17 protein-coding genes and 3 pseudogenes are annotated in these 17,114 nt (G+C 70.9%); 18 read left to right on the top strand and 2 right to left on the bottom strand.

The genetic code is table 11. The features are described from left to right. The first annotated feature begins 51 nt into the window (after positions 1 to 51). The 9 genes and pseudogenes from ligD (at position 52) to era (ending at position 6,791) form a co-directional block, all read left to right on the top strand. A complete protein-coding gene (gene ligD / locus VGD70_RS30195) occupies positions 52 to 1,020 on the top strand; it encodes a non-homologous end-joining DNA ligase (protein ID WP_331087338.1) in 969 nt (322 codons plus the stop codon). A 9-nt stretch (positions 1,021 to 1,029) separates the two neighbouring features. Then, positions 1,030 to 1,383, top strand: a complete 354-nt coding sequence (locus tag VGD70_RS30190; protein WP_331087336.1) for a histidine triad nucleotide-binding protein — start codon at positions 1,030 to 1,032, stop codon at positions 1,381 to 1,383. A gap of 139 nt (positions 1,384 to 1,522) precedes the next feature. After that, positions 1,523 to 2,269, top strand: a pseudogene (locus VGD70_RS30185) (PhoH family protein); the annotation flags it as partial. After that, a pseudogene (locus VGD70_RS30180) lies at positions 2,258 to 2,938 on the top strand (phosphate starvation-inducible protein PhoH); the annotation flags it as partial. The pseudogenes VGD70_RS30185 and VGD70_RS30180, both read left to right, overlap by 12 nt. 294 nt (positions 2,939 to 3,232) lie before the next feature. Further along, positions 3,233 to 3,577, top strand: a pseudogene (locus tag VGD70_RS30175) (PhoH family protein); the annotation flags it as partial. A gap of 3 nt (positions 3,578 to 3,580) precedes the next feature. Next, positions 3,581 to 4,195, top strand: coding sequence for an rRNA maturation RNase YbeY (gene ybeY, locus VGD70_RS30170; protein ID WP_331087334.1), 615 nt, complete (start codon positions 3,581 to 3,583; stop codon positions 4,193 to 4,195). A gap of 16 nt (positions 4,196 to 4,211) precedes the next feature. Further along, positions 4,212 to 5,546, top strand: coding sequence for a hemolysin family protein (locus VGD70_RS30165; protein ID WP_331087332.1), 1,335 nt, complete (start codon positions 4,212 to 4,214; stop codon positions 5,544 to 5,546). Further along, positions 5,539 to 5,862 (top strand): cytidine deaminase, encoded by a 324-nt coding sequence (locus VGD70_RS30160; RefSeq protein WP_331087330.1) that lies wholly within the window; start codon positions 5,539 to 5,541, stop codon positions 5,860 to 5,862. Before VGD70_RS30165 ends, VGD70_RS30160 begins: the two co-directional genes overlap by 8 nt. Before the next feature lie 20 nt (positions 5,863 to 5,882). Next, complete coding sequence (gene era, locus VGD70_RS30155) at positions 5,883 to 6,791, top strand: GTPase Era (RefSeq protein WP_331087328.1); 909 nt, start codon at positions 5,883 to 5,885, stop codon at positions 6,789 to 6,791. 21 nt (positions 6,792 to 6,812) lie between these two features. Here the strand turns inward: era and VGD70_RS30150 are convergent, their stop codons facing one another. Further along, complete coding sequence (locus VGD70_RS30150) at positions 6,813 to 7,505, bottom strand: hypothetical protein (RefSeq protein WP_331087326.1); 693 nt, start codon at positions 7,503 to 7,505, stop codon at positions 6,813 to 6,815. Positions 7,506 to 7,569: 64 nt separating this feature from the next. Here VGD70_RS30150 and recO point away from each other — a divergent pair, with 64 nt between their 5' ends. Genes recO through VGD70_RS30125 form a run of 5 tightly spaced genes read left to right on the top strand, consistent with a single transcriptional unit; the run spans position 7,570 to position 11,328 of the window. Then, on the top strand, positions 7,570 to 8,319 hold the full coding sequence (recO, locus tag VGD70_RS30145) for a DNA repair protein RecO (protein ID WP_331087323.1): 750 nt from the start codon (positions 7,570 to 7,572) through the stop codon (positions 8,317 to 8,319). 36 nt (positions 8,320 to 8,355) lie between these two features. Further along, positions 8,356 to 9,210: an isoprenyl transferase gene (locus VGD70_RS30140; protein WP_331087321.1), complete on the top strand. Its 855-nt coding sequence runs from the start codon at positions 8,356 to 8,358 to the stop codon at positions 9,208 to 9,210. After that, positions 9,207 to 9,638, top strand: coding sequence for a hypothetical protein (locus VGD70_RS30135; RefSeq protein WP_331087319.1), 432 nt, complete (start codon positions 9,207 to 9,209; stop codon positions 9,636 to 9,638). The genes VGD70_RS30140 and VGD70_RS30135 overlap by 4 nt, the downstream gene beginning before the upstream one ends. Next, on the top strand, positions 9,635 to 10,618 hold the full coding sequence (locus tag VGD70_RS30130; RefSeq protein WP_331087317.1) for a permease: 984 nt from the start codon (positions 9,635 to 9,637) through the stop codon (positions 10,616 to 10,618). The genes VGD70_RS30135 and VGD70_RS30130 overlap by 4 nt, the downstream gene beginning before the upstream one ends. After that, complete coding sequence (locus tag VGD70_RS30125) at positions 10,615 to 11,328, top strand: TIGR03943 family putative permease subunit (protein WP_331087315.1); 714 nt, start codon at positions 10,615 to 10,617, stop codon at positions 11,326 to 11,328. The genes VGD70_RS30130 and VGD70_RS30125 overlap by 4 nt, the downstream gene beginning before the upstream one ends. Before the next feature lie 3 nt (positions 11,329 to 11,331). On the opposite strand, the gene VGD70_RS30120 is transcribed toward VGD70_RS30125, so the two are convergent. Beyond that, entirely contained in the window at positions 11,332 to 12,366 is a 1,035-nt protein-coding gene (locus tag VGD70_RS30120) for a LacI family DNA-binding transcriptional regulator (protein WP_331087313.1), read from the bottom strand. 153 nt (positions 12,367 to 12,519) lie between these two features. Here VGD70_RS30120 and VGD70_RS30115 point away from each other — a divergent pair, with 153 nt between their 5' ends. From VGD70_RS30115 to VGD70_RS30100, 4 genes are all read left to right on the top strand, one after another. Further along, the gene (locus tag VGD70_RS30115) at positions 12,520 to 13,812 is read left to right on the top strand and encodes an ABC transporter substrate-binding protein (protein WP_331087311.1); all 1,293 of its coding nucleotides are present in this window, start codon (positions 12,520 to 12,522) and stop codon (positions 13,810 to 13,812) included. Then, complete coding sequence (locus VGD70_RS30110; protein ID WP_331087309.1) at positions 13,812 to 14,825, top strand: sugar ABC transporter permease; 1,014 nt, start codon at positions 13,812 to 13,814, stop codon at positions 14,823 to 14,825. The genes VGD70_RS30115 and VGD70_RS30110 overlap by 1 nt, the downstream gene beginning before the upstream one ends. 62 nt (positions 14,826 to 14,887) lie before the next feature. Beyond that, on the top strand, positions 14,888 to 15,718 hold the full coding sequence (locus VGD70_RS30105) for a carbohydrate ABC transporter permease (RefSeq protein WP_331087340.1): 831 nt from the start codon (positions 14,888 to 14,890) through the stop codon (positions 15,716 to 15,718). Between the two features lie 2 nt (positions 15,719 to 15,720). Then, a partial coding sequence (locus VGD70_RS30100; protein WP_331087307.1) for a GH1 family beta-glucosidase occupies positions 15,721 to 17,114 on the top strand: 1,394 nt, incomplete at its 3' end.

Here is a 17,114-nt window from a genome sequence, read left to right as displayed (position 1 = left end):
CCGGGTGCGTTGCATTGGGCAACTGGGGTTCGGGGGCAGTAGGTTGCCCTCGTGGCGGGTAAGTCCGCTCCCTTCGAGGAGCTCGAGGTCGGGGACCGGGTTGTGCGGATCAGCAACCCGGATCGCGTCTACTTCCCTGCGCGGGGGGAGACCAAGCTCGATCTCGCGCGGTACTACCTGTCCGTCGGCGACGGGATCGTGCGGGGGCTTCGGGAGCGGCCGTGCATGATGCACCGCTTCCCCGACGGGGTCACCGGCGAGAAGGTGCACCAGAAGCGCCTGCCGCGCGGCGCGCCGCCGTGGGTGGAGACCGTGCGGGTCGACTTCCCCCGCTACGGGCGGCACGCCTACGAGCTGTGCGTCACCGAGCTGGCGAGCGTCGTCTGGGCCGTCCAGATGTCCTGTGTGGAGTTTCATCCGTGGAACTCCCGGCGCGCGGACACCGAGAAGCCCGACGAGTGGCGCATCGACCTCGACCCCATGCCGGACTGCACCTTCGACCGCGTCCGCGAGGTCGCCGGGGTCGCCAAGGACGTCCTTGACGAGCTCGGCGCCGTCGGCTGGCCGAAGACCTCGGGCGGCAAGGGCCTGCACATCTACGTCCGCATCGAGCCGCGCTGGGGCTTCGCCGACGTCCGGCGCGCCGCGCACGCCTTCGCGCGCGAGGTCGAGCGGCGGGCCGACAACCTCGTCGACCTCACCTGGTGGCGCAAGGAACGCGACCCGAGCACGGTGTTCGTCGACTACAACCAGAACACCCGCGACCACACGATCCGCAGCGCCTACTCCGTCATCGGCGTCCCCGAGGCCCGCGTCTCGACCCCGATCCGCTGGGACGAGCTCGCCGACGTCGACCCGCGGGAGTTCACCATCGCCACCGTCCCCGCCCGGTACGCCGAGCTCGGCGACCTCCACGCCGGCATCGACGACGCGGCGTACTCCCTCGACCAGCTCCTCGAGTGGGCCGACCGCGACGAGCGTGAGGGCGACGCGCCCCCCGACGAGGACGAGACCCATTAGCCTGCTCGCATGTCGGACTGCCTGTTCTGCAAGATCGTCGCCGGGGACGTCCCGGCCACCAAGGTGCACGAGACCGAGACCACGCTCGCCTTCCGCGACATCAACCCGCAGGCGAAGGTGCACGTCCTGGTCGTGCCGAAGACCCACCACGAGGACGTGGTCGAGCTCGCCGCCGCCGACCCGCAGCTGCTGGCCGACGTCGTCGCCACCGGCGCCGCGGTCGCCAAGGCCGAGGGCATTGACGTGTCCGGCTTCCGCTTCGTGTTCAACACCGGCGAGCACGCCGGCCGGACCGTGTTCCACGCCCACCTGCACGTGCTGGGCGGCGAGCAGCTGGGCCTCTTCGGCCGCCCCACCGGCTGACCGAGGTGATCGATCCGGCCGGCCCACGGCCGACCCGAGCGGCAACGTCGATGCGAACTGTCGGTACGTGCGGCTAGCATCATTGGGGTAGAGCATCGACGAGTGGGCGCATCGGCGCAGAAGGCAGGACCGAACGCACGTGACCGGTACCGCACGGGGCAGCGAGCCCCAGACTTCTGCGCAGTCCACCAACGGCCCGAGCAAGGCGGGCACGCTCGACTCGACAGCCCAGTCCCGGTTCGTCGTCCCCGACGAGGCGGTGCTCGCGCTGCTCGGCTCGCGCGACGAGAACCTGCGGGTCGCCGAGGAGCTGCTCGAGGCCGACGTCCACGTCCGGGGCAACGAGGTCACCCTCTCCGGTGAACCTGGTGACGTCGCGTTCGCCGAGCGGGTGTTCGCCGAGCTCGTCACGCTGGCCGGCCGCGGCCAGCAGATGGCCCCCGACGCCGTCCGCCGCACGGTCGCCATGCTCTCCGCGGGCGCGGCCGAGTCGCCGGCCGAGGTGCTCAGCCTCGACATCGTGTCCCGGCGCGGCCGCACCATCCGGCCCAAGACGCTCAACCAGAAGAAGTACGTCGACGCCATCGACCACAACACGGTCGTCTTCTGCATCGGCCCGGCCGGCACCGGCAAGACCTACCTGGCCATGGCCAAGGCCGTCCAGGCCCTGCAGGCCAAGCAGGTCAACCGGATCATCCTCACCCGCCCGGCCGTCGAGGCCGGCGAGCGGCTCGGTTTCCTGCCGGGCACGCTCTACGAGAAGATCGACCCGTACCTGCGCCCGCTGTACGACGCGCTGCACGACATGGTCGACCCCGAGTCCATCCCGCGCCTCATGCAGGCCGGCACCATCGAGGTCGCCCCGCTGGCCTACATGCGCGGCCGGGCCCAGCCGGTCTTCACCAAGGTGCTGACCCCCACCGGGTTCCGCCCCATCGGGGAGCTCGCGGTAGGTGATCTCGTGACCGGGTCGGACGGGCGTCCCACGCCGGTCATCGGCGTCTACCCACAAGGCCCGAAGGAGATCTACCGGCTCACCACGCACGACGGCGCGTCGACTCTCTGCTCCGGGGACCATCTGTGGGCGGTGGCCACTCGTGACGATCGGCGCCGGGGCAAGCCGCTGCGGGTACTCGAGACCAAGGAGATGGTTGGTCGGCTGAAGGCGGCGCACCACCACCGCTACGAGCTTCCGCTCCTCAGCGCTCCGGTGGAGTTCGAGCCTCGGCAGACGCCGCTGGACCCGTACGCGCTGGGGGCCTTGCTCGCAGAAGGGTGCCTCACCGGCTCGGCCACCCCGGGCTTCGCCCCTGCGAAGGGTGGCGCTGACCACGTGCTCAACCGTGGGGCAGCGCCAGGAGACGTCATCACCCTCGCGAACCCGGTGCCGGCGGCCCTGCGCGAGCTCGGCCTGTCCGGCACGACTCCGGGCACCACGTTCGTGCCGGACGCGTACCTGTACAACAGCTCGGACGTTCGGGTGGCGGTACTGCAGGGCCTCCTGGACACCGACGGAGCACCGGTCACCCAGCGCGATCGCACCTGCCGCATCCAGTACACCAGCACGTCCCGGCGGCTCGCTGACGACGTCGCCTTCCTGGTGCGATCCGTCGGCGGCGTCGTGTACGACCGCGGCGATGCCTCCGACCTGGACCTCCGGCTCCCGGCCGGGATCGAGCCGTTCCGCCTGCCGCGAAAGCTGGCGAAGTACCACGCCGGCGGTGGCGGCGGGCGACCGATGCGCTACATCGACAGCATCGAGCCGGCCGGCACCGAGGAAGCGGTGTGCATCCAGGTGGCGGCCGCCGACTCGCTGTACGTCACCGAGGACTTCCTGGTCACGCACAACACGCTCAACGACGCGTTCATCATCCTCGACGAGGCGCAGAACACCTCGCCCGAGCAGATGAAGATGTTCCTCACCCGCCTGGGCTTCGGCTCCAAGATGGTCGTCACCGGCGACATCACCCAGGTCGACCTGCCCGGTGGGCAGAAGAGCGGGCTGCGCGTCGTCCAGGGCATCCTGCAGGGTGTCGACGACGTCCACTTCTCGGTGCTCAACAGCCACGACGTGGTGCGGCACCGGCTGGTGGGCGACATCGTCGACGCCTACGACAAGTGGCAGGCCGACCAGGACGCGCAGGACGAGGTACGCCACTCGGGCCCGCGGGGACAGGCGCGGCGAGGACGCTGACCCATGAGTATCGAGATCGCCAACGAGTCCGGGGTGGCGGTTGACGAACCGTCGATCGTTGCCGCCGCCCGGTTCGCGCTCGACCGTATGCAGGTCAGCCGCCTGGCCGAGCTGTCCGTCCTGCTCGTCGGCCTCGAGGTGATGGCCGACCTGCACGAGCGCTACCTCGACCTGCCGGGCCCCACCGACGTCATGGCCTTCCCCATGGACGAGCTCGACTCGGCCCGCCGGCCGGACGCGCCCGACCCGGGACCCACGCTCCTCGGCGACCTGGTGCTGTGCCCGCGGTTCGCGCGCGACCAGGCCCGCAAGGCCGGCCACGGCCTCATGGACGAGCTGCATCTGCTCACCGTCCACGGTGTGCTGCACCTGCTCGGCTACGACCACGCGGAGCCCGCCGAGGAGCGCGAGATGTTCACGCTCCAGAAGCGGATCCTCGCGGACTTCACGTCCGAGCGGGCCGCGGCCCAGCGCCGGGCGGCCCAGCGCCGCGAGGACGACAAGCTGCTCGGCGCCGTGGGCCTCGCCGCCCCCGACGCGGAGCCGAAGACAGACCCGGAAACAGAGCCGGAAACAGAGCCACCTTCCACGTCGAAGCCGGACGAACCGGCCCACTAGCTCCTCGGGGGACGCGGTGTCGAACACGGCCGGACTCCTGGTCATCGCGGTGTTGCTGGTGGTCGCGGCCGGGTTGTTCGCCTGCGCGGACGCGGCCCTGTCCGCGGTGTCCCGGGCCCGGGTCGAAGGCCTGGTCCGGGCGCGGAGCGCCGGGGCGCGGCAGCTGCTCGCCGTCCTGGCCGACCGGCCGCGGCACATCAACCTGTTGCTGCTGCTGCGGTTGGGCTGCGAGCTGGCGGCCACCGTGCTGGTCACCGTCGCGTGCCTGCGGCTCACCGACTCCGACTGGCTCGCCGGGCTCATCGCCGCGGTCGGCATGATCGTCGTGTCCTACGTGCTGGTCGGCGTGGGTCCGCGCACGCTCGGCCGGCAGCACCCCTACGCCGTCGGCCTCATCGCGGCCGGGCCGGTCCGCGCGCTCGGCACGGTGCTGGGCCCGCTGTCGCGCTTCCTCATCGTCGTCGGTAACGCCATCACCCCGGGTCGCGGCTTTCGCGAGGGCCCGTTCTCCTCCGAGGTCGAGCTCCGCGAGCTGGTCGACATGGCCCAGGAGAGCGGCGTCGTCGACGCCGACGAGCGGGAGATGATCCACTCGGTGTTCGAGCTGCGCGGCACGATCGCCCGCGAGGTGATGGTGCCGCGCACCGAGATGGTGTGGATCGAGCAGACCAAGTCCGTGCGCCAGGCGCTCGCGCTGTCGCTGCGCACCGGGTACACCCGGCTGCCGGTCATCGGCGAGAGCGTCGACGAGGTCGTCGGCGTGGTCAACCTCAAGGACCTGGTGAAGGCCTCGATGGAGACGTCGGCCAACGGGCGCGGCGGGCTCCAGCGCACGGTCGGCGAGCTGATGGGCGAGGCCACGTTCGTGCCCGACTCCAAGCGGCTCGACGACTTACTGCGCGAGATGCAGGTGTCCCGCAACCACCTGGCCATCGCGGTCGACGAGTACGGCGGCACGGCCGGCCTGCTCACCATCGAGGACATCCTGGAGGAGATCGTCGGCGAGATCACCGACGAGTCCGACACCGACGACCGCCCGCCGATCGACCACCTCGACGACGGCGCCATCCGGGTCAGCTCGCGGCTGCCGGTCGAGGACCTGGGCGAGCTGTTCGGCATCGAGCTGGACGACCACGACGTCGAGACCGTCGGCGGCCTGCTCGCCCAGCGGCTCGGCCGGGTGCCGCTGCCCGGCACGGAGGCCGAGATCGCGGGCCTGCGGCTGCGCGCCGAGGGTGGTAAGGACGGTCGCGGCCGCATGCGCATCACGTCGGTCGTCGTCCGCGGGGTGCCGCCGGCCGAGGCCGAGACCATCGAGAACGCGGACGAGAGGAGTGCCGAGCGTGCCTGAGCTGGACCCCGAGGACGCGAAGCTGATCACCCTGGCCAGGTCGGTGCGGGCGCGCACGGGTGCCGCCGAGGGTGCGGCGGTCCGCGACAAGGACGGGCGGACCTACCTGGCCGGCACGGTCGCGTTGCCGTCGCTGTCGCTGTCGGCGTTGCAGGCGGCCGTCGTGGCGGCGGTGTCCTCCGGCGCCACCGGCCTGGAGGCGGCCGTGGTCGTCTCGGAGTCGGGGTCCGTCGACCCCGGCGGCGCGGCGGCGGTCGCCGACCTCACCGCGGACGCGCCGGTGCTGCTGGCCGACCCGTCGGGCGCCGTGCGCTGACCACGGACGACAATGGACCGATGACCACACCGGACGTTCGGCACCGCTCGGGCTTCGCCTGCTTCGTGGGCCGCCCCAACACGGGAAAGTCGACGCTGACGAACGCGCTGGTCGGGTCGAAGGTCGCGATCACGTCGAGCAAGCCGCAGACCACCCGGCACGCCATCCGCGGCATCGTCCAGCGCGATGACGCGCAGCTGATCATCGTGGACACCCCGGGTCTGCACCGCCCGCGCACGCTGCTCGGCCAGCGGCTCAACGACGTCGTGCGGGCCACGTGGTCCGAAGTGGACGTCGTCGGCTTCTGCGTGCCGGCCAACGAGAAGATCGGCCCGGGAGACAAGTTCATCGCCGCGGAGCTCGCCAAGCTGTCCCGGCACACGCCGATCATCGGCGTGGTCACCAAGACGGACCTCGCGTCGCGCCAGCAGATCGCCGACCAGCTGGTGGAGCTGCAGGACGTGATGGCGTTCGCGGACCTCATCCCGGTGTCCGCAGTGGACAACTTCCAGGTCGACGCGCTGGCGGACGTGCTGGTGACCAAGTTGCCGGAAGGTCCGCAGCTCTACCCCGACGGCGAGCTCACCGACGAGCCCGAGCAGGTCCTGATAGCGGAGCTGATCCGCGAGGCCGCCCTGGAAGGCGTCCGCGACGAGCTACCCCACTCGATCGCGGTGACGGTGGAGGAGATCGTTCCGCGCGAGGACCGCGAGGACCTGCTGGACATCTACGCGAACCTCTACGTGGAGCGCGACAGCCAGAAGGGCATCGTGCTGGGCCACAAGGGCGAGCGTCTGCGCACGGTCGGCTCGACGGCCCGCCGCCAGATCGCGGCGCTGCTGGGCAGCAAGATCTACCTGCACCTGCACGTCAAGGTGGCCAAGGACTGGCAACGCGACCCCAAACAGCTCCGCCGCCTGGGCTTCTAAAGCCGTGTCCAGAGACAGGCCCTATTCTCGTCGGCAGGCCAGGATGTCGTCGCCGCCCTTGCTGTAGGCCGACTTCGCCTGGCGCAGCTCCGTCGACACCCCGTGCGACGCCAGCGCCGAGCGCACCTCGTCCAGGCGCGGGTACGGCACCCCGGCCGGGTCGGCCACCGGGCACACGCGGACCTCGCCGCTCGTCACCCGGGTCATTTCGAGCAGGAACGTCACGTGCTGGTCGTAGGTGACGTACTCCGGATACGTGAACAGCAGGTGGCTGCTCAACGTCAGCCGGAACCGGCCGGAGGAGAACGGCAGCGACGGCAGGCCGGCCGCCACGTAGTGCGGGCTGCCCTCGACGTAGTCCGCGAGGAAGTAGTCCGCCGACACCTCGAACGCGCGCAGCATCGCGTCCGCCGAGCCGAGGTAGGACCAGTCCAGCCCCACCGGCCCCGCGGCGAGCCACGAGTGCACGTGCGCGAGGTCCGCGGCCACCCGCGACTCGACCGACGCGCGTGGACCGTAGATCGGGTCCACGCTCACCGCCGTCCCGCCGCGGGAACGGACCTGCGCCCCGAACGGCGACGCCCCGGCCGGGCAGTCGAGGATCGGCCCGGCGAGCAGGTCCTCGTCCGTCAGCAGGAACATGTTGCGGTAGTCGAACAGTGGGCGCGGCGTCACGATGAGCTTGCCGAGCAAAGGCCCCGAAACCGACGTCACACCCCAGATCTCACCACACCGTGTCGGGCACGAAACTGTCGGCAGGGAATGAGACGATGGGGCGGTGAGCCTCTACCGCGACACCGGAGTGGTGCTGCGCGTACAGAAGCTCGGTGAGGCCGACCGCATCATCACGCTCGTCACCCGCAAGCACGGCAAGGTCCGCGCGGTGGCCAAGGGCGTGCGACGCACCACCTCCCGCTTCGGTGCGCGGGTGGAGCCGTTCGCCCACATCGACGTGCAGTTCTACACCGGCCGCACGCTCGACATCATCACCCAGGTCCAGACCCTCGACGCCTTCGGCGCGGGCATCATCTGCGACTACCAGCGCTACACCGCGGGCTGCGCGGTGCTCGAGACCGCCGACCGGCTCTGCCCCGAGGAGGGCGAGCCGGTGCTGCGCCTCTACCTCCTCGTCGCCGGCGCGTTGCGGGCCCTCGCCGACGGGCAGCGCGACCCCTCGCTGGTGCTCGACGCGTTCCTCATGCGTGCCATGGCCTTCGCCGGCTGGGAGCCCGCCGTCCGCGAGTGCGCCCGCTGCAACGAGCCCGGTCCGCACAAGTCGTTCTCCGTCCAGGCCGGCGGCTCGGTCTGCCCGCGCTGCCGCCCGGCCGGCTCCGCGGTCCCGGCCCAGGACACCCTCGCCCTCATGTCCGCGCTCGCCACCGGCACCTGGGACATCGCCGAGGCGTCCACGCCGGCCGCCCGCCGCGAGGGCAGCGGCCTCATCGCCGCCCTGCTCCAGTGGCATCTCGAACGCCAGCTCCGCTCCCTGCCCCTGGTGGAGCGACGCGGCGTCCCCAGCGGTCAGTAGGGTCGGGCCCGGAAGTCCCGACCCTGGAGGATGGCCTTGCTCCGGCGACGAGCCAGCACCACGACGGCGCGAAAGACCATCGAGCCGCCCGAACCGCACCCGTCCGGCGCCCGCCCGCCGGCGATCCCCGCCGACCTCGTGCCCAAGCACGTGGCCATCGTCATGGACGGCAACGGGCGGTGGGCCAACCAGCGCGGCCTCACCCGCATCGAGGGCCACAAGCGTGGCGAGGCGGTGGTCGTCGAGGCCGCCCGCGGCTGCCTCGAGCTCGGCGTCAAGTGGCTCTCGCTCTACGCGTTCTCCACCGAGAACTGGCGGCGCAGCCCCGACGAGGTCCGCTTCCTCATGGGCTTCTCGCGCGACGTCATCCGGCACCGCACCGACGAGCTCGACGCGATGGGCGTGCGCGTCCGCTGGGCCGGCCGCCGGCCGAGGCTGTGGCGCAGCGTGGTCACCGAGCTGGAGTCCGCCGCCGAGCGGACCAAGGACAACACCGTGCTCAACCTCGCCATGTGCATCAACTACGGCGGCCGCGCGGAGATCGGCGACGCCGCCCGCGAGATCGCCCGGCTCGCGGCGGCTGGCAAGATCAACCCGGAGAAGGTCGACCAGCGCACGGTCGCCCGGTACCTGTACCAGCCCGAGATGCCCGACGTGGACCTGTTCATCCGGCCCTCCGGCGAGCAGCGGACCTCCAACTTCATGCTGTGGCAGTCCGCCTACGCTGAGCTGGTCTTCCAGGACATCCTGTGGCCCGACTTCGACCGGCGTGACCTGTGGCGGGCGTGCGAGCAGTTCGCGCGGCGGGACCGGCGGTTCGGTGGCGCCATCGACGCGGCGGCGGCCGCGGCGGCCGCTGCGGCCGACACCGACGAGCAAGGAGAGGCATGACCGAGCAGGAGGCGTTGACCACCGGTGATCTGCTCACCAAGGCCCGCGTGGCGCTGGAGCAGTTCCACGACGTGCACGTGGACGACGACGGCGCGCTGAGCTTCCGGCACGTCGACGTGCCGTGCGCGGTGCAGGCGATGCAGCTCGCCGAGGGGCTCACCGTGCTCAGCCTCACCTGCGTGGTCGCCTGGGACCTCCCCGACGACCCGAAGCTCGCCGCGTCCGCGGCCGAACGCGCCGGCCAGGGCCTGTTCGGCACGCTCGGCGTCGTGCACACCGAGGCCGGCATGGACGTCACGCTGCGCTACGCGTTCCCCGCCGACGGCATCGAGTCCGCCGCGCTCGGCACGCTGCTGATGCTCGTCGTGTCGACGGCCTCGCAGCTGCGCGTCGAGTTGCTCGGCGAGGTGGGGGAGCAGACCGAATGACCACCGAAGCGCCGCCGCGTCGGCGGGTGACCTCGCTCGAGGTCCTGTGCGTTGTGTTGGTGGCGGCGTTGCTGGCCCAGCACTGGCTCGCGAGTGTTCTCGACGTGCCCGCGTTGCAGACCGGTGCGACGGTGTTCGTCGCGGTGTGTGTGCAGGCGTTGCCGTTCCTGGTGTTGGGGGTGTTGGTCAGCGGGGCGATCGCGGCGTTCGTGTCCGCGGACGCGTTGCGCAAGGTGTTGCCGAAGCGGGCCGCGCTCGCGGTGCCGGTGGCTGGGGTGGCCGGGATCGCGTTGCCGAACTGCGAGTGTGCCGCGGTGCCGGTGGCGCGTCGGTTGATCCAGCAGGAGGTGCCGGCGTCGGTGGCGGTGACGTTCTTGTTGGCGGCGCCGGCGGTGAACCCGATCGTGTTGGTCGCGACGGCGGTGGCGTTTCCGGGTCAGCCGTCGATGGTGGTGGCCCGGTTCGCCGGGTCGATGGCGACCGCGGTGGTGATGGGTTTTCTGTGGGCGCGGTTCGGGCGGATGGAATGGTTCGCGGAGCGGGTGATGCGTCGGCTGCCCGAGCACGACGGCAGCCGGTCGCGGTGGGGGTTGTTCGCGGAGACCGCCCGGCAGGATCTGGTGGACGCGGGTGGGTTCCTGGTCGTCGGTGGGTTGACCGCGGCGGTGCTCAACGTCGTCGTGCCGCGCTCGTGGTTGGACACGCTCGGCTCCCAGATCGTGCTCGGCATCGTGGTGATGGCGCTGCTCGCGGTGTTGCTGGCGTTGTGTAGTGAGGCGGACGCGTTCGTCGCGGCGTCGTTGGCGACGATGCCGTTGTTGCCGCGGTTGGTGTTCCTGGTGGTGGGGCCGGCGGTGGACATCAAGTTGTTCTCGTTGCAGGCGGGGACGTTGGGGCGGCGGTTCGCGGTGCGGTTCGCGCCGGCGACGTTCGTGGTCGCGGTGGTGTGCGCGGTGCTGGCGGGGGTGGTGTTGTTGTGAGGCGGGAGACGCAGAACATTCTGTTGGTGTTGCTGGGTGGGGCGTTGCTGAAGATCTCGCTCAACGGCACCTACCTGCGATACGTCAAGCCGGCGCATCAGTGGCTGCTGATCGTGGCCGGGGTGGTGATGCTGGCTCTGGCCGCGGTGTCCATCGCCCGCGACATCCGCGGCCGGCAGGTCGAGTCACACGAGCACGACCACTCGGCGAGCAGCGCGTGGCTGCTGGTGTTGCCGGTGCTGGCGGTGTTCCTGATCGCGCCGCCCGCGTTGGGGTCGGACTCGGTGGTGCGGGCGGCGGACAGCCCACCGCGGAACACCACGACCGCCGCGGACGGCTCCGCGTTGTTCGACGCGTTGCCGCCCGGGACGGCGTTGCCGTTGCAGCTCTCGGAGTTCTCGGAGCGGGCCGCGTGGGACTCCGCCCACTCGCTCAACGGCCGGACGGTCACGCTCACCGGGTTCGTGGTGCAGGAGGGCCGGGACACCTACATCGCGCGGATCGCGATCACCTGCTGCGCCGCCGACGCCTACCCGGTCAAGGTCAAGCTCCTCGACCGCGACCTGTCCAGCCTGGCCGACGACAGCTGGATCGAGTCCGTTGTGGAGCTTGAGCCGAACTCGGCGACCCGCGCGAACGAGTACGTCCCCTCCGCCCACGTCCAGTCGGTCACCCCGGTCGCCGAACCCGAGGACCCGTACGAACACTGAGGTCTACGCGGAGTCGCGGACCGCCAGGGTCACCGGCAGGACCGTCGTCTCCGGACGGACCGCCTCGCCGGCCAGCAGGGCCATCAGCCGGCGCACCATCTGCCGGATCTGCTCGCGCGGGTCCTGGTGCACCGACGTGAGCGGCGGGTTCATCGCGGGCGCCAGCGTCGGGTGGTCGTCGAAGCCGACGACGCCCACGTCGTCCGGCACGGCGCGGCCCGCGGCCCGCAGCGCCCGCATCGCGCCGGCCGCCATCAGATCGCTGGCCGCGAACACGCCGTCGAGGTCGGGTTCCCGGGCGAGCAGGGCGGTGGTGGCCCGGTCGCCGCTCGCCATCGTGAAGTCGCCGGCCTCGGCCAGGTCCGCCGGGTCGAGGCCGGCCTCCTCCAGTGCCTCCGCCCAGCCCGCCATGCGCGCGGCGGCCGCCGGGTGGTCGAGCATGCCGGTGATCGTGCCGATCCGCCGCCTGCCGGTGGCGAGCAGGTGGCGGACCGCGAGCCGGGCGCCGGCCTGGTTGTCGAAGTCGACCGCGTGCACGCCGCGCCGCCCGGTCCCCGGCCGGCCGCCGTAGACGACCGGCAGCCGCAGCAGGCGCAGTGCCGTCGGCAGCGGATCCCCCTGGTGCGGCGCGAAGACGAGCGCGCCGTCGACGTGCCCGCCCTCGAGGAAGCGGATGGTGCGCGGCACGTCGTCGCGGCTGTCGACGAACATCAGCAGCATCTGCACGCCGGTGCCGGACAGTTCCCGGTACGCCGAGTGCATGACCGTCGCGAAGTACGGGTCGTCGAGCACCTTGGACTCGGGCTCGGACAGCACGAGTGCCACCGCGCCGGTCCTCTTGGTCACCAGTGACCGCGCCGCCTGGTTGGGGGAGTAGCCGAGGTCCCGGGCCGCGTCGAGCACCTTGGCCCGCGATCGCGAGCTGACGTAGGCGTCGTCGTTGAGCGCGCGGGAGGCGGTGGAGCGGGAGACGCCGGCGTAGGCGGCGACGTCCTCGAGCGTCGGGCGCTCGTCCTGCTGCGGGGATCGTGCTGGCACGGCTGGAATTGTAGCTGCCGATTCTGGGAGCGCTCCCCAACAATGCCGATACCGGCCGCCCGGTTTTTCTTGACAGTTATGGTGGCGAAGGACACACTCAGAACTCCCATTCTGGGAGCGCTCCCAGAATCGAGTCAGCAAGGGACAACTGACGTGCGACGACAGCAAACAAGGGTGTTAGCCGGCGCGATCGCCCTTGCCGCGGTGGCCGGCCTAGCCGCCTGCGGCCAAGACGGATCCGGTGGTGGCTCCGGCAGCGGGGGCCAGATCGAGCTCACCATCGGCACGTTCACGGAGTTCGGCTACGAGGACCTGCTCACCGCCTACCAGGACCTGCACCCGAACATCAAGATCACCCATCACAAGACGGGCGAGGGCGGCCCGTACCACCAGCAGCTGCTCACCAAGCTCGCGGCGAAGTCCGGACTGGAGGACGTGGTCGCCATCGAGGAGGGCCACCTGCCCGACGTCCTCGACAAGCCGCAGCTGTTCAACGACCTGGCCGACATCGGCCCCAAGGACGTGCGGCCCGACCGCTGGCTGGACTGGAAGTACCAGTCGGCGGTGGCCAAGGACGGCACCTGGATCGGCTACGGGACCGACATCGGCCCGCTCGCCATGTGCTACCGCAAGGACCTGCTCGCCGCGGCCGGCCTGCCGTCGGACCCCGAGTCGGTCAAGCCGCTGTTCGCGAGCTGGGACTCCTACTTCGCGGCCGGCGACGAGTACGTGCGCAAGACCGGCAAGGCGTGGTTCGACTCGGACTCGCAGATCTTCAACGCCATGCAGAACCAGCTCGAGACCGGCTACCTGACCAAGGACGACAAGCTCGCGATCGAGTCCAACGCCGACATCAGGAAGAACTGGGACCAGGTGACCGAGGCCGGCAAGGGTGGCCAGACGGCGAAGCTGGTCGCGTTCGGTCCGGAGTGGAACACCGGGTTCAAGCAGGGCGCGTTCGCCACCAAGACCTGCCCGTCGTGGATGCTCGGCGTGGTCAAGGAGCAGGCCGGCCCGGCCAACGCGGGCAAGTGGGCGGTCACCGACAGTTTCCCCGGTGGCGGCGGCAACTGGGGCGGCTCGTTCCTCGCCGTGCCCAAGCAGAGCCAGCACCCGAAGGAGGCCGCCGCGCTCGCCGCCTGGCTGACCGCGCCGGAGCAGCAGATCAAGGCCTTCCAGAAGACTGGCAACTTCCCCAGTCAGGTCGAGGCACTGTCCTCACCGGAGCTGCTGAACACCACCAACGACTACTTCGGTGACGTCAAGGTCGGCGAGCTGTTCGCCGCCCAGGCGCGGAAGGTCGGCCGGGCCCAGTACAAGGGTCCCGGCGACGGCAAGATCCAGGAGAACGCCACGAGCCCCGCGCTGCAGGCCGTCGAGCAGGGCAAGTCGCCCGAGGACGGCTGGAAGCAGGCGGTGGAGGCCGCCAAGAGGATCGTTGGCTGATGGCCGGTCCGGTCATCACGGACCCGGGGCGGGCGCCGAGCAGGGCAGCGCCCGCCCCGCCCCCTGCCCGCCGGCCGCGGCTGACCTGGCGGCAGCGGCTGAGCCTGGCCGACGTCAGGTGGTCGCCGTACCTCTACGTCGCGCCGTTCTTCGTCGTGTTCGGCGTGGTGGGGCTGTTCCCGCTGCTGTACACGTCCTACCTGTCGCTGTTCGACCGGGACCTGCTCGACACCGAGGGGACCTACGTCGGCCTCGCGAACTACGCCACGCTGCTCGGGGACACCCACTTCTGGACGGCGTTGGTCAACACGCTCAGCATCTTCCTGCTGTCGACGATCCCGCAGATCGTCGTCGCGATCGGGGTGGCCGCGCTGCTGAACACCCGGCTGCGCGCGCCGACCGGCTGGCGGGTGGGCGTGCTGCTGCCGTACGTGGCGAGCCTGGTGGCGCTCGGCATCATCTTCGCCAACCTGTTCGGGCCCAACTACGGGCTCGTCAACGGGATGCTGGAGCTGCTCGGGCTCGACCGGATCGACTGGCAGGCCAACCGGCTCGCCTCGCACGTGGCGATCGCGATCATGGTGAACTGGCGGTGGACCGGCTACAACGCGCTGATCGTGCTGGCCGCGATGAAGGCCATCCCCCGCGACATCCACGAGGCCGCGATGATCGACGGGGCCGGTGCGGTGCGGCGGTTCTTCAGCGTCACGCTGCCGCTGCTGCGCCCCACGCTGATCTTCGTGGTGGTCACCTCGACCATCGGCGGCCTGCAGATCTTCACCGAGCCCAAGCTGTTCGACGCGATGCCCGGGTCGAACAACGGCGGATCGTCCAACCAGTTCCAGACGATCACGCTCTACATGTACCAAACCGCGTTCGAGACCCAGCACCTCGGCTACGCGTCGGCGATCGCGTGGGTGCTGTTCCTGCTGATCATCGTGATCGCCGTGGCCAACTTCCTGCTGACCCGCCGGCTGGCGTCGACGGGGTCCATCGAGGACGGTGCCCGGTGAGCGAGCTTGCGCGCGGGTCACGGACACGGAGTGCGCTGTCGGTCGCCGTTCGCCGCCGCACGGTGGACTCCACGGGTGCCCGGCGCGCCCGGTTCTGGGTGTACGGCCTGCTGATCGCGTTCCTCGTGGGCTCGATCTTCCCGTTCTACTGGTCGTTCCTGGTGGCGAGCCGGGACAGCTCGATGCTCGCCGAGCGGGTGCCGCCGCTGCTGCCGGGCGGGAACTTCCTGTCGAACGCGGCGCGGGTGTTCGACTCCGTGCCGTTCTGGAAGGCCATGGGCAACAGCATCGTCGTGTCCGGCACGGTCACGCTGACGACGGTGCTGTTCTCCACGCTCGCCGGGTTCGCCTTCGCCAAGCTGCGCTTCCGCGGCCGCAACGCGCTGTTCCTGTTCGTGGTCGCGACGCTCGCGGTGCCCACGCAGCTCGGGATCATCCCGCTGTACATGGCGATGGCCGAGTTCGGCTGGGCGGGCGAGCTGCAGGCGGTGATCGTGCCGAACCTGGTCACCGCGATCGGCGTGTTCTGGATGCGCCAGTACACGTTGCAGGTGGTGCCCTACGAGCTGATCGAGGCGGCCAGGGTGGACGGCTGCTCGATGATCCGGGTCTACTGGCACGTCTGCCTGCCGGCGGTGCGCCCGGCGGCCGCGTTCCTCGGCATGTTCACGTTCATGACGTCCTGGAACGACTTCCTGTGGCCGCTGGTCGTGCTGAACGCGGACAACCCGACCGTGCAGCTGGCCCTGGAGCGGCTGCAGAGCGGGTTCTACGTCGACTACTCGCTCGTGCTGGCCGGGACCACGCTGGCGACCATTCCGATCCTGATCGTTTTCATCGTGCTCGGCCGCCAGATCGTGGCCGGGATCATGCAAGGCGCCGTGAAGGGGTGACCATGTCAGCACTGCCATCGTCGGTGGACCAGTCAGCGGAGTCGGTGTCGCTGCGCTTTCCCACCGGGTTCGTCTGGGGCGCGGCGACGGCGTCGTTCCAGATCGAGGGGGCGACCACTGTGGACGGTCGGACCGACTCGATCTGGGACGAGTTCTGCCGCCGCCCCGGCGCGGTCACGAACGGCGACACGGGCGAGCCGGCCGCCGACCACTACCGCCGCTACGCCGACGACGTGTCGCTGATGTCCTCGCTGGGCCTTGGCGCGTACCGGTTCTCGGTGGCCTGGCCACGGGTGCGGCCCGACGGCGGGGCGGAGAACAAGGCGGGGCTGGCCTTCTACGACCGGCTGGTCGACCGGTTGCTCGAGGCGGGCATCGCGCCGTGGGCGACGCTGTACCACTGGGACCTGCCGCAGGCGTTGGAGGAGCAGGGCGGGTGGACCTCGCGCGACACGGCCCACCGGTTCGCCGAGTACGCCGAGTCGGTGCTGCGCAGGCTCGGGGACCGGGTCGCGGGCTGGCTGACCCTGAACGAGCCGTGGTGCTCGGCGTTCGCCGGCTACGCCTCGGGCCGGCACGCGCCGGGCGTCACGTCGCCGCCGGCGGCCGTCGCCGCCGTGCACCACCTGCTGCTGGGGCACGGGCTCGCGATGGAGCGGATCCGCGCGTTCGCGCCGTCCGCGCCGGCCGGGATCACGCTGAACCTGTTCCCGGTCCAGGCCGCCTCGCCGGCCGACGAGGACGCCGCCCGGCGGGTCGACGGCCTGCAGAACCGGGTGTTCCTCGACCCGGTGCTGCGTGGCTCGTACCCGCCGGACGTCGTGGCAGACCTGACGCCGTACGGCCTGCCCGGGCTCGTGCGGGAGGGGGACCTGTCGGTGATCGGCGCGCCGATCGACCTGCTGGGCGTGAACTACTACCGCGCGCTGCTGGTGGCCGCGCCGGTCGCCGCCGATCCCGCGCCGAGTGAGTGGGTCGGTGTGGAGGGCGTGCGGTTCCTGCCGAGCGGCGAGCCGCGGACGGACCTGGGCTGGGAGGTGCAGCCGGCCGGGCTGACGGAGTTGTTGGTGCGACTGCACGAGGAGTACCCGCGGCTGCCGCTCTACATCACGGAGAACGGCGCCGCGTATCCCGATGTCGTGGGGGAGGACGGTGCCGTGCGCGACCACGACCGCATCGCCTTCGTCGACGGGCACCTCCGGGCCGCGCACGCCGCGATCCGCCGAGGGGTCGACCTGCGGGGGTACTTCTGCTGGTCGCTGCTGGACAACTTCGAGTGGGCAGAGGGCTACGCGAAGCGGTTCGGCCTGGTGCACGTGGACTTCGAGACCCAGCGCCGGACCGTGAAGGAAAGCGCCCGCTGGTACGCGAACGTGATCGCCCAGGGCGGCCTGCC

Source organism: Actinophytocola sp., assembly GCF_036402745.1.
GTDB lineage: Bacteria > Actinomycetota > Actinomycetes > Mycobacteriales > Pseudonocardiaceae > Actinophytocola.
Note: the sequence above shows the minus strand (reverse complement) of the source record. Positions and strands in the feature narration are given on the sequence as shown.

What these genes read in the sequence shown, in the direction of transcription:
- VGD70_RS30190 (WP_331087336.1), top strand. Translation starts at nt 1,030, where the DNA reads ATGTCGGACTGCCTGTTCTGCAAGATCGTCGCCGGGGACGTCCCGGCC.
- ybeY (WP_331087334.1), top strand. Translation starts at nt 3,581, where the DNA reads ATGAGTATCGAGATCGCCAACGAGTCCGGGGTGGCGGTTGACGAACCG.
- era (WP_331087328.1), top strand. Translation starts at nt 5,883, where the DNA reads ATGACCACACCGGACGTTCGGCACCGCTCGGGCTTCGCCTGCTTCGTG.
- VGD70_RS30135 (WP_331087319.1), top strand. Translation starts at nt 9,207, where the DNA reads ATGACCGAGCAGGAGGCGTTGACCACCGGTGATCTGCTCACCAAGGCC.
- VGD70_RS30130 (WP_331087317.1), top strand. Translation starts at nt 9,635, where the DNA reads ATGACCACCGAAGCGCCGCCGCGTCGGCGGGTGACCTCGCTCGAGGTC.
- VGD70_RS30110 (WP_331087309.1), top strand. Translation starts at nt 13,812, where the DNA reads ATGGCCGGTCCGGTCATCACGGACCCGGGGCGGGCGCCGAGCAGGGCA.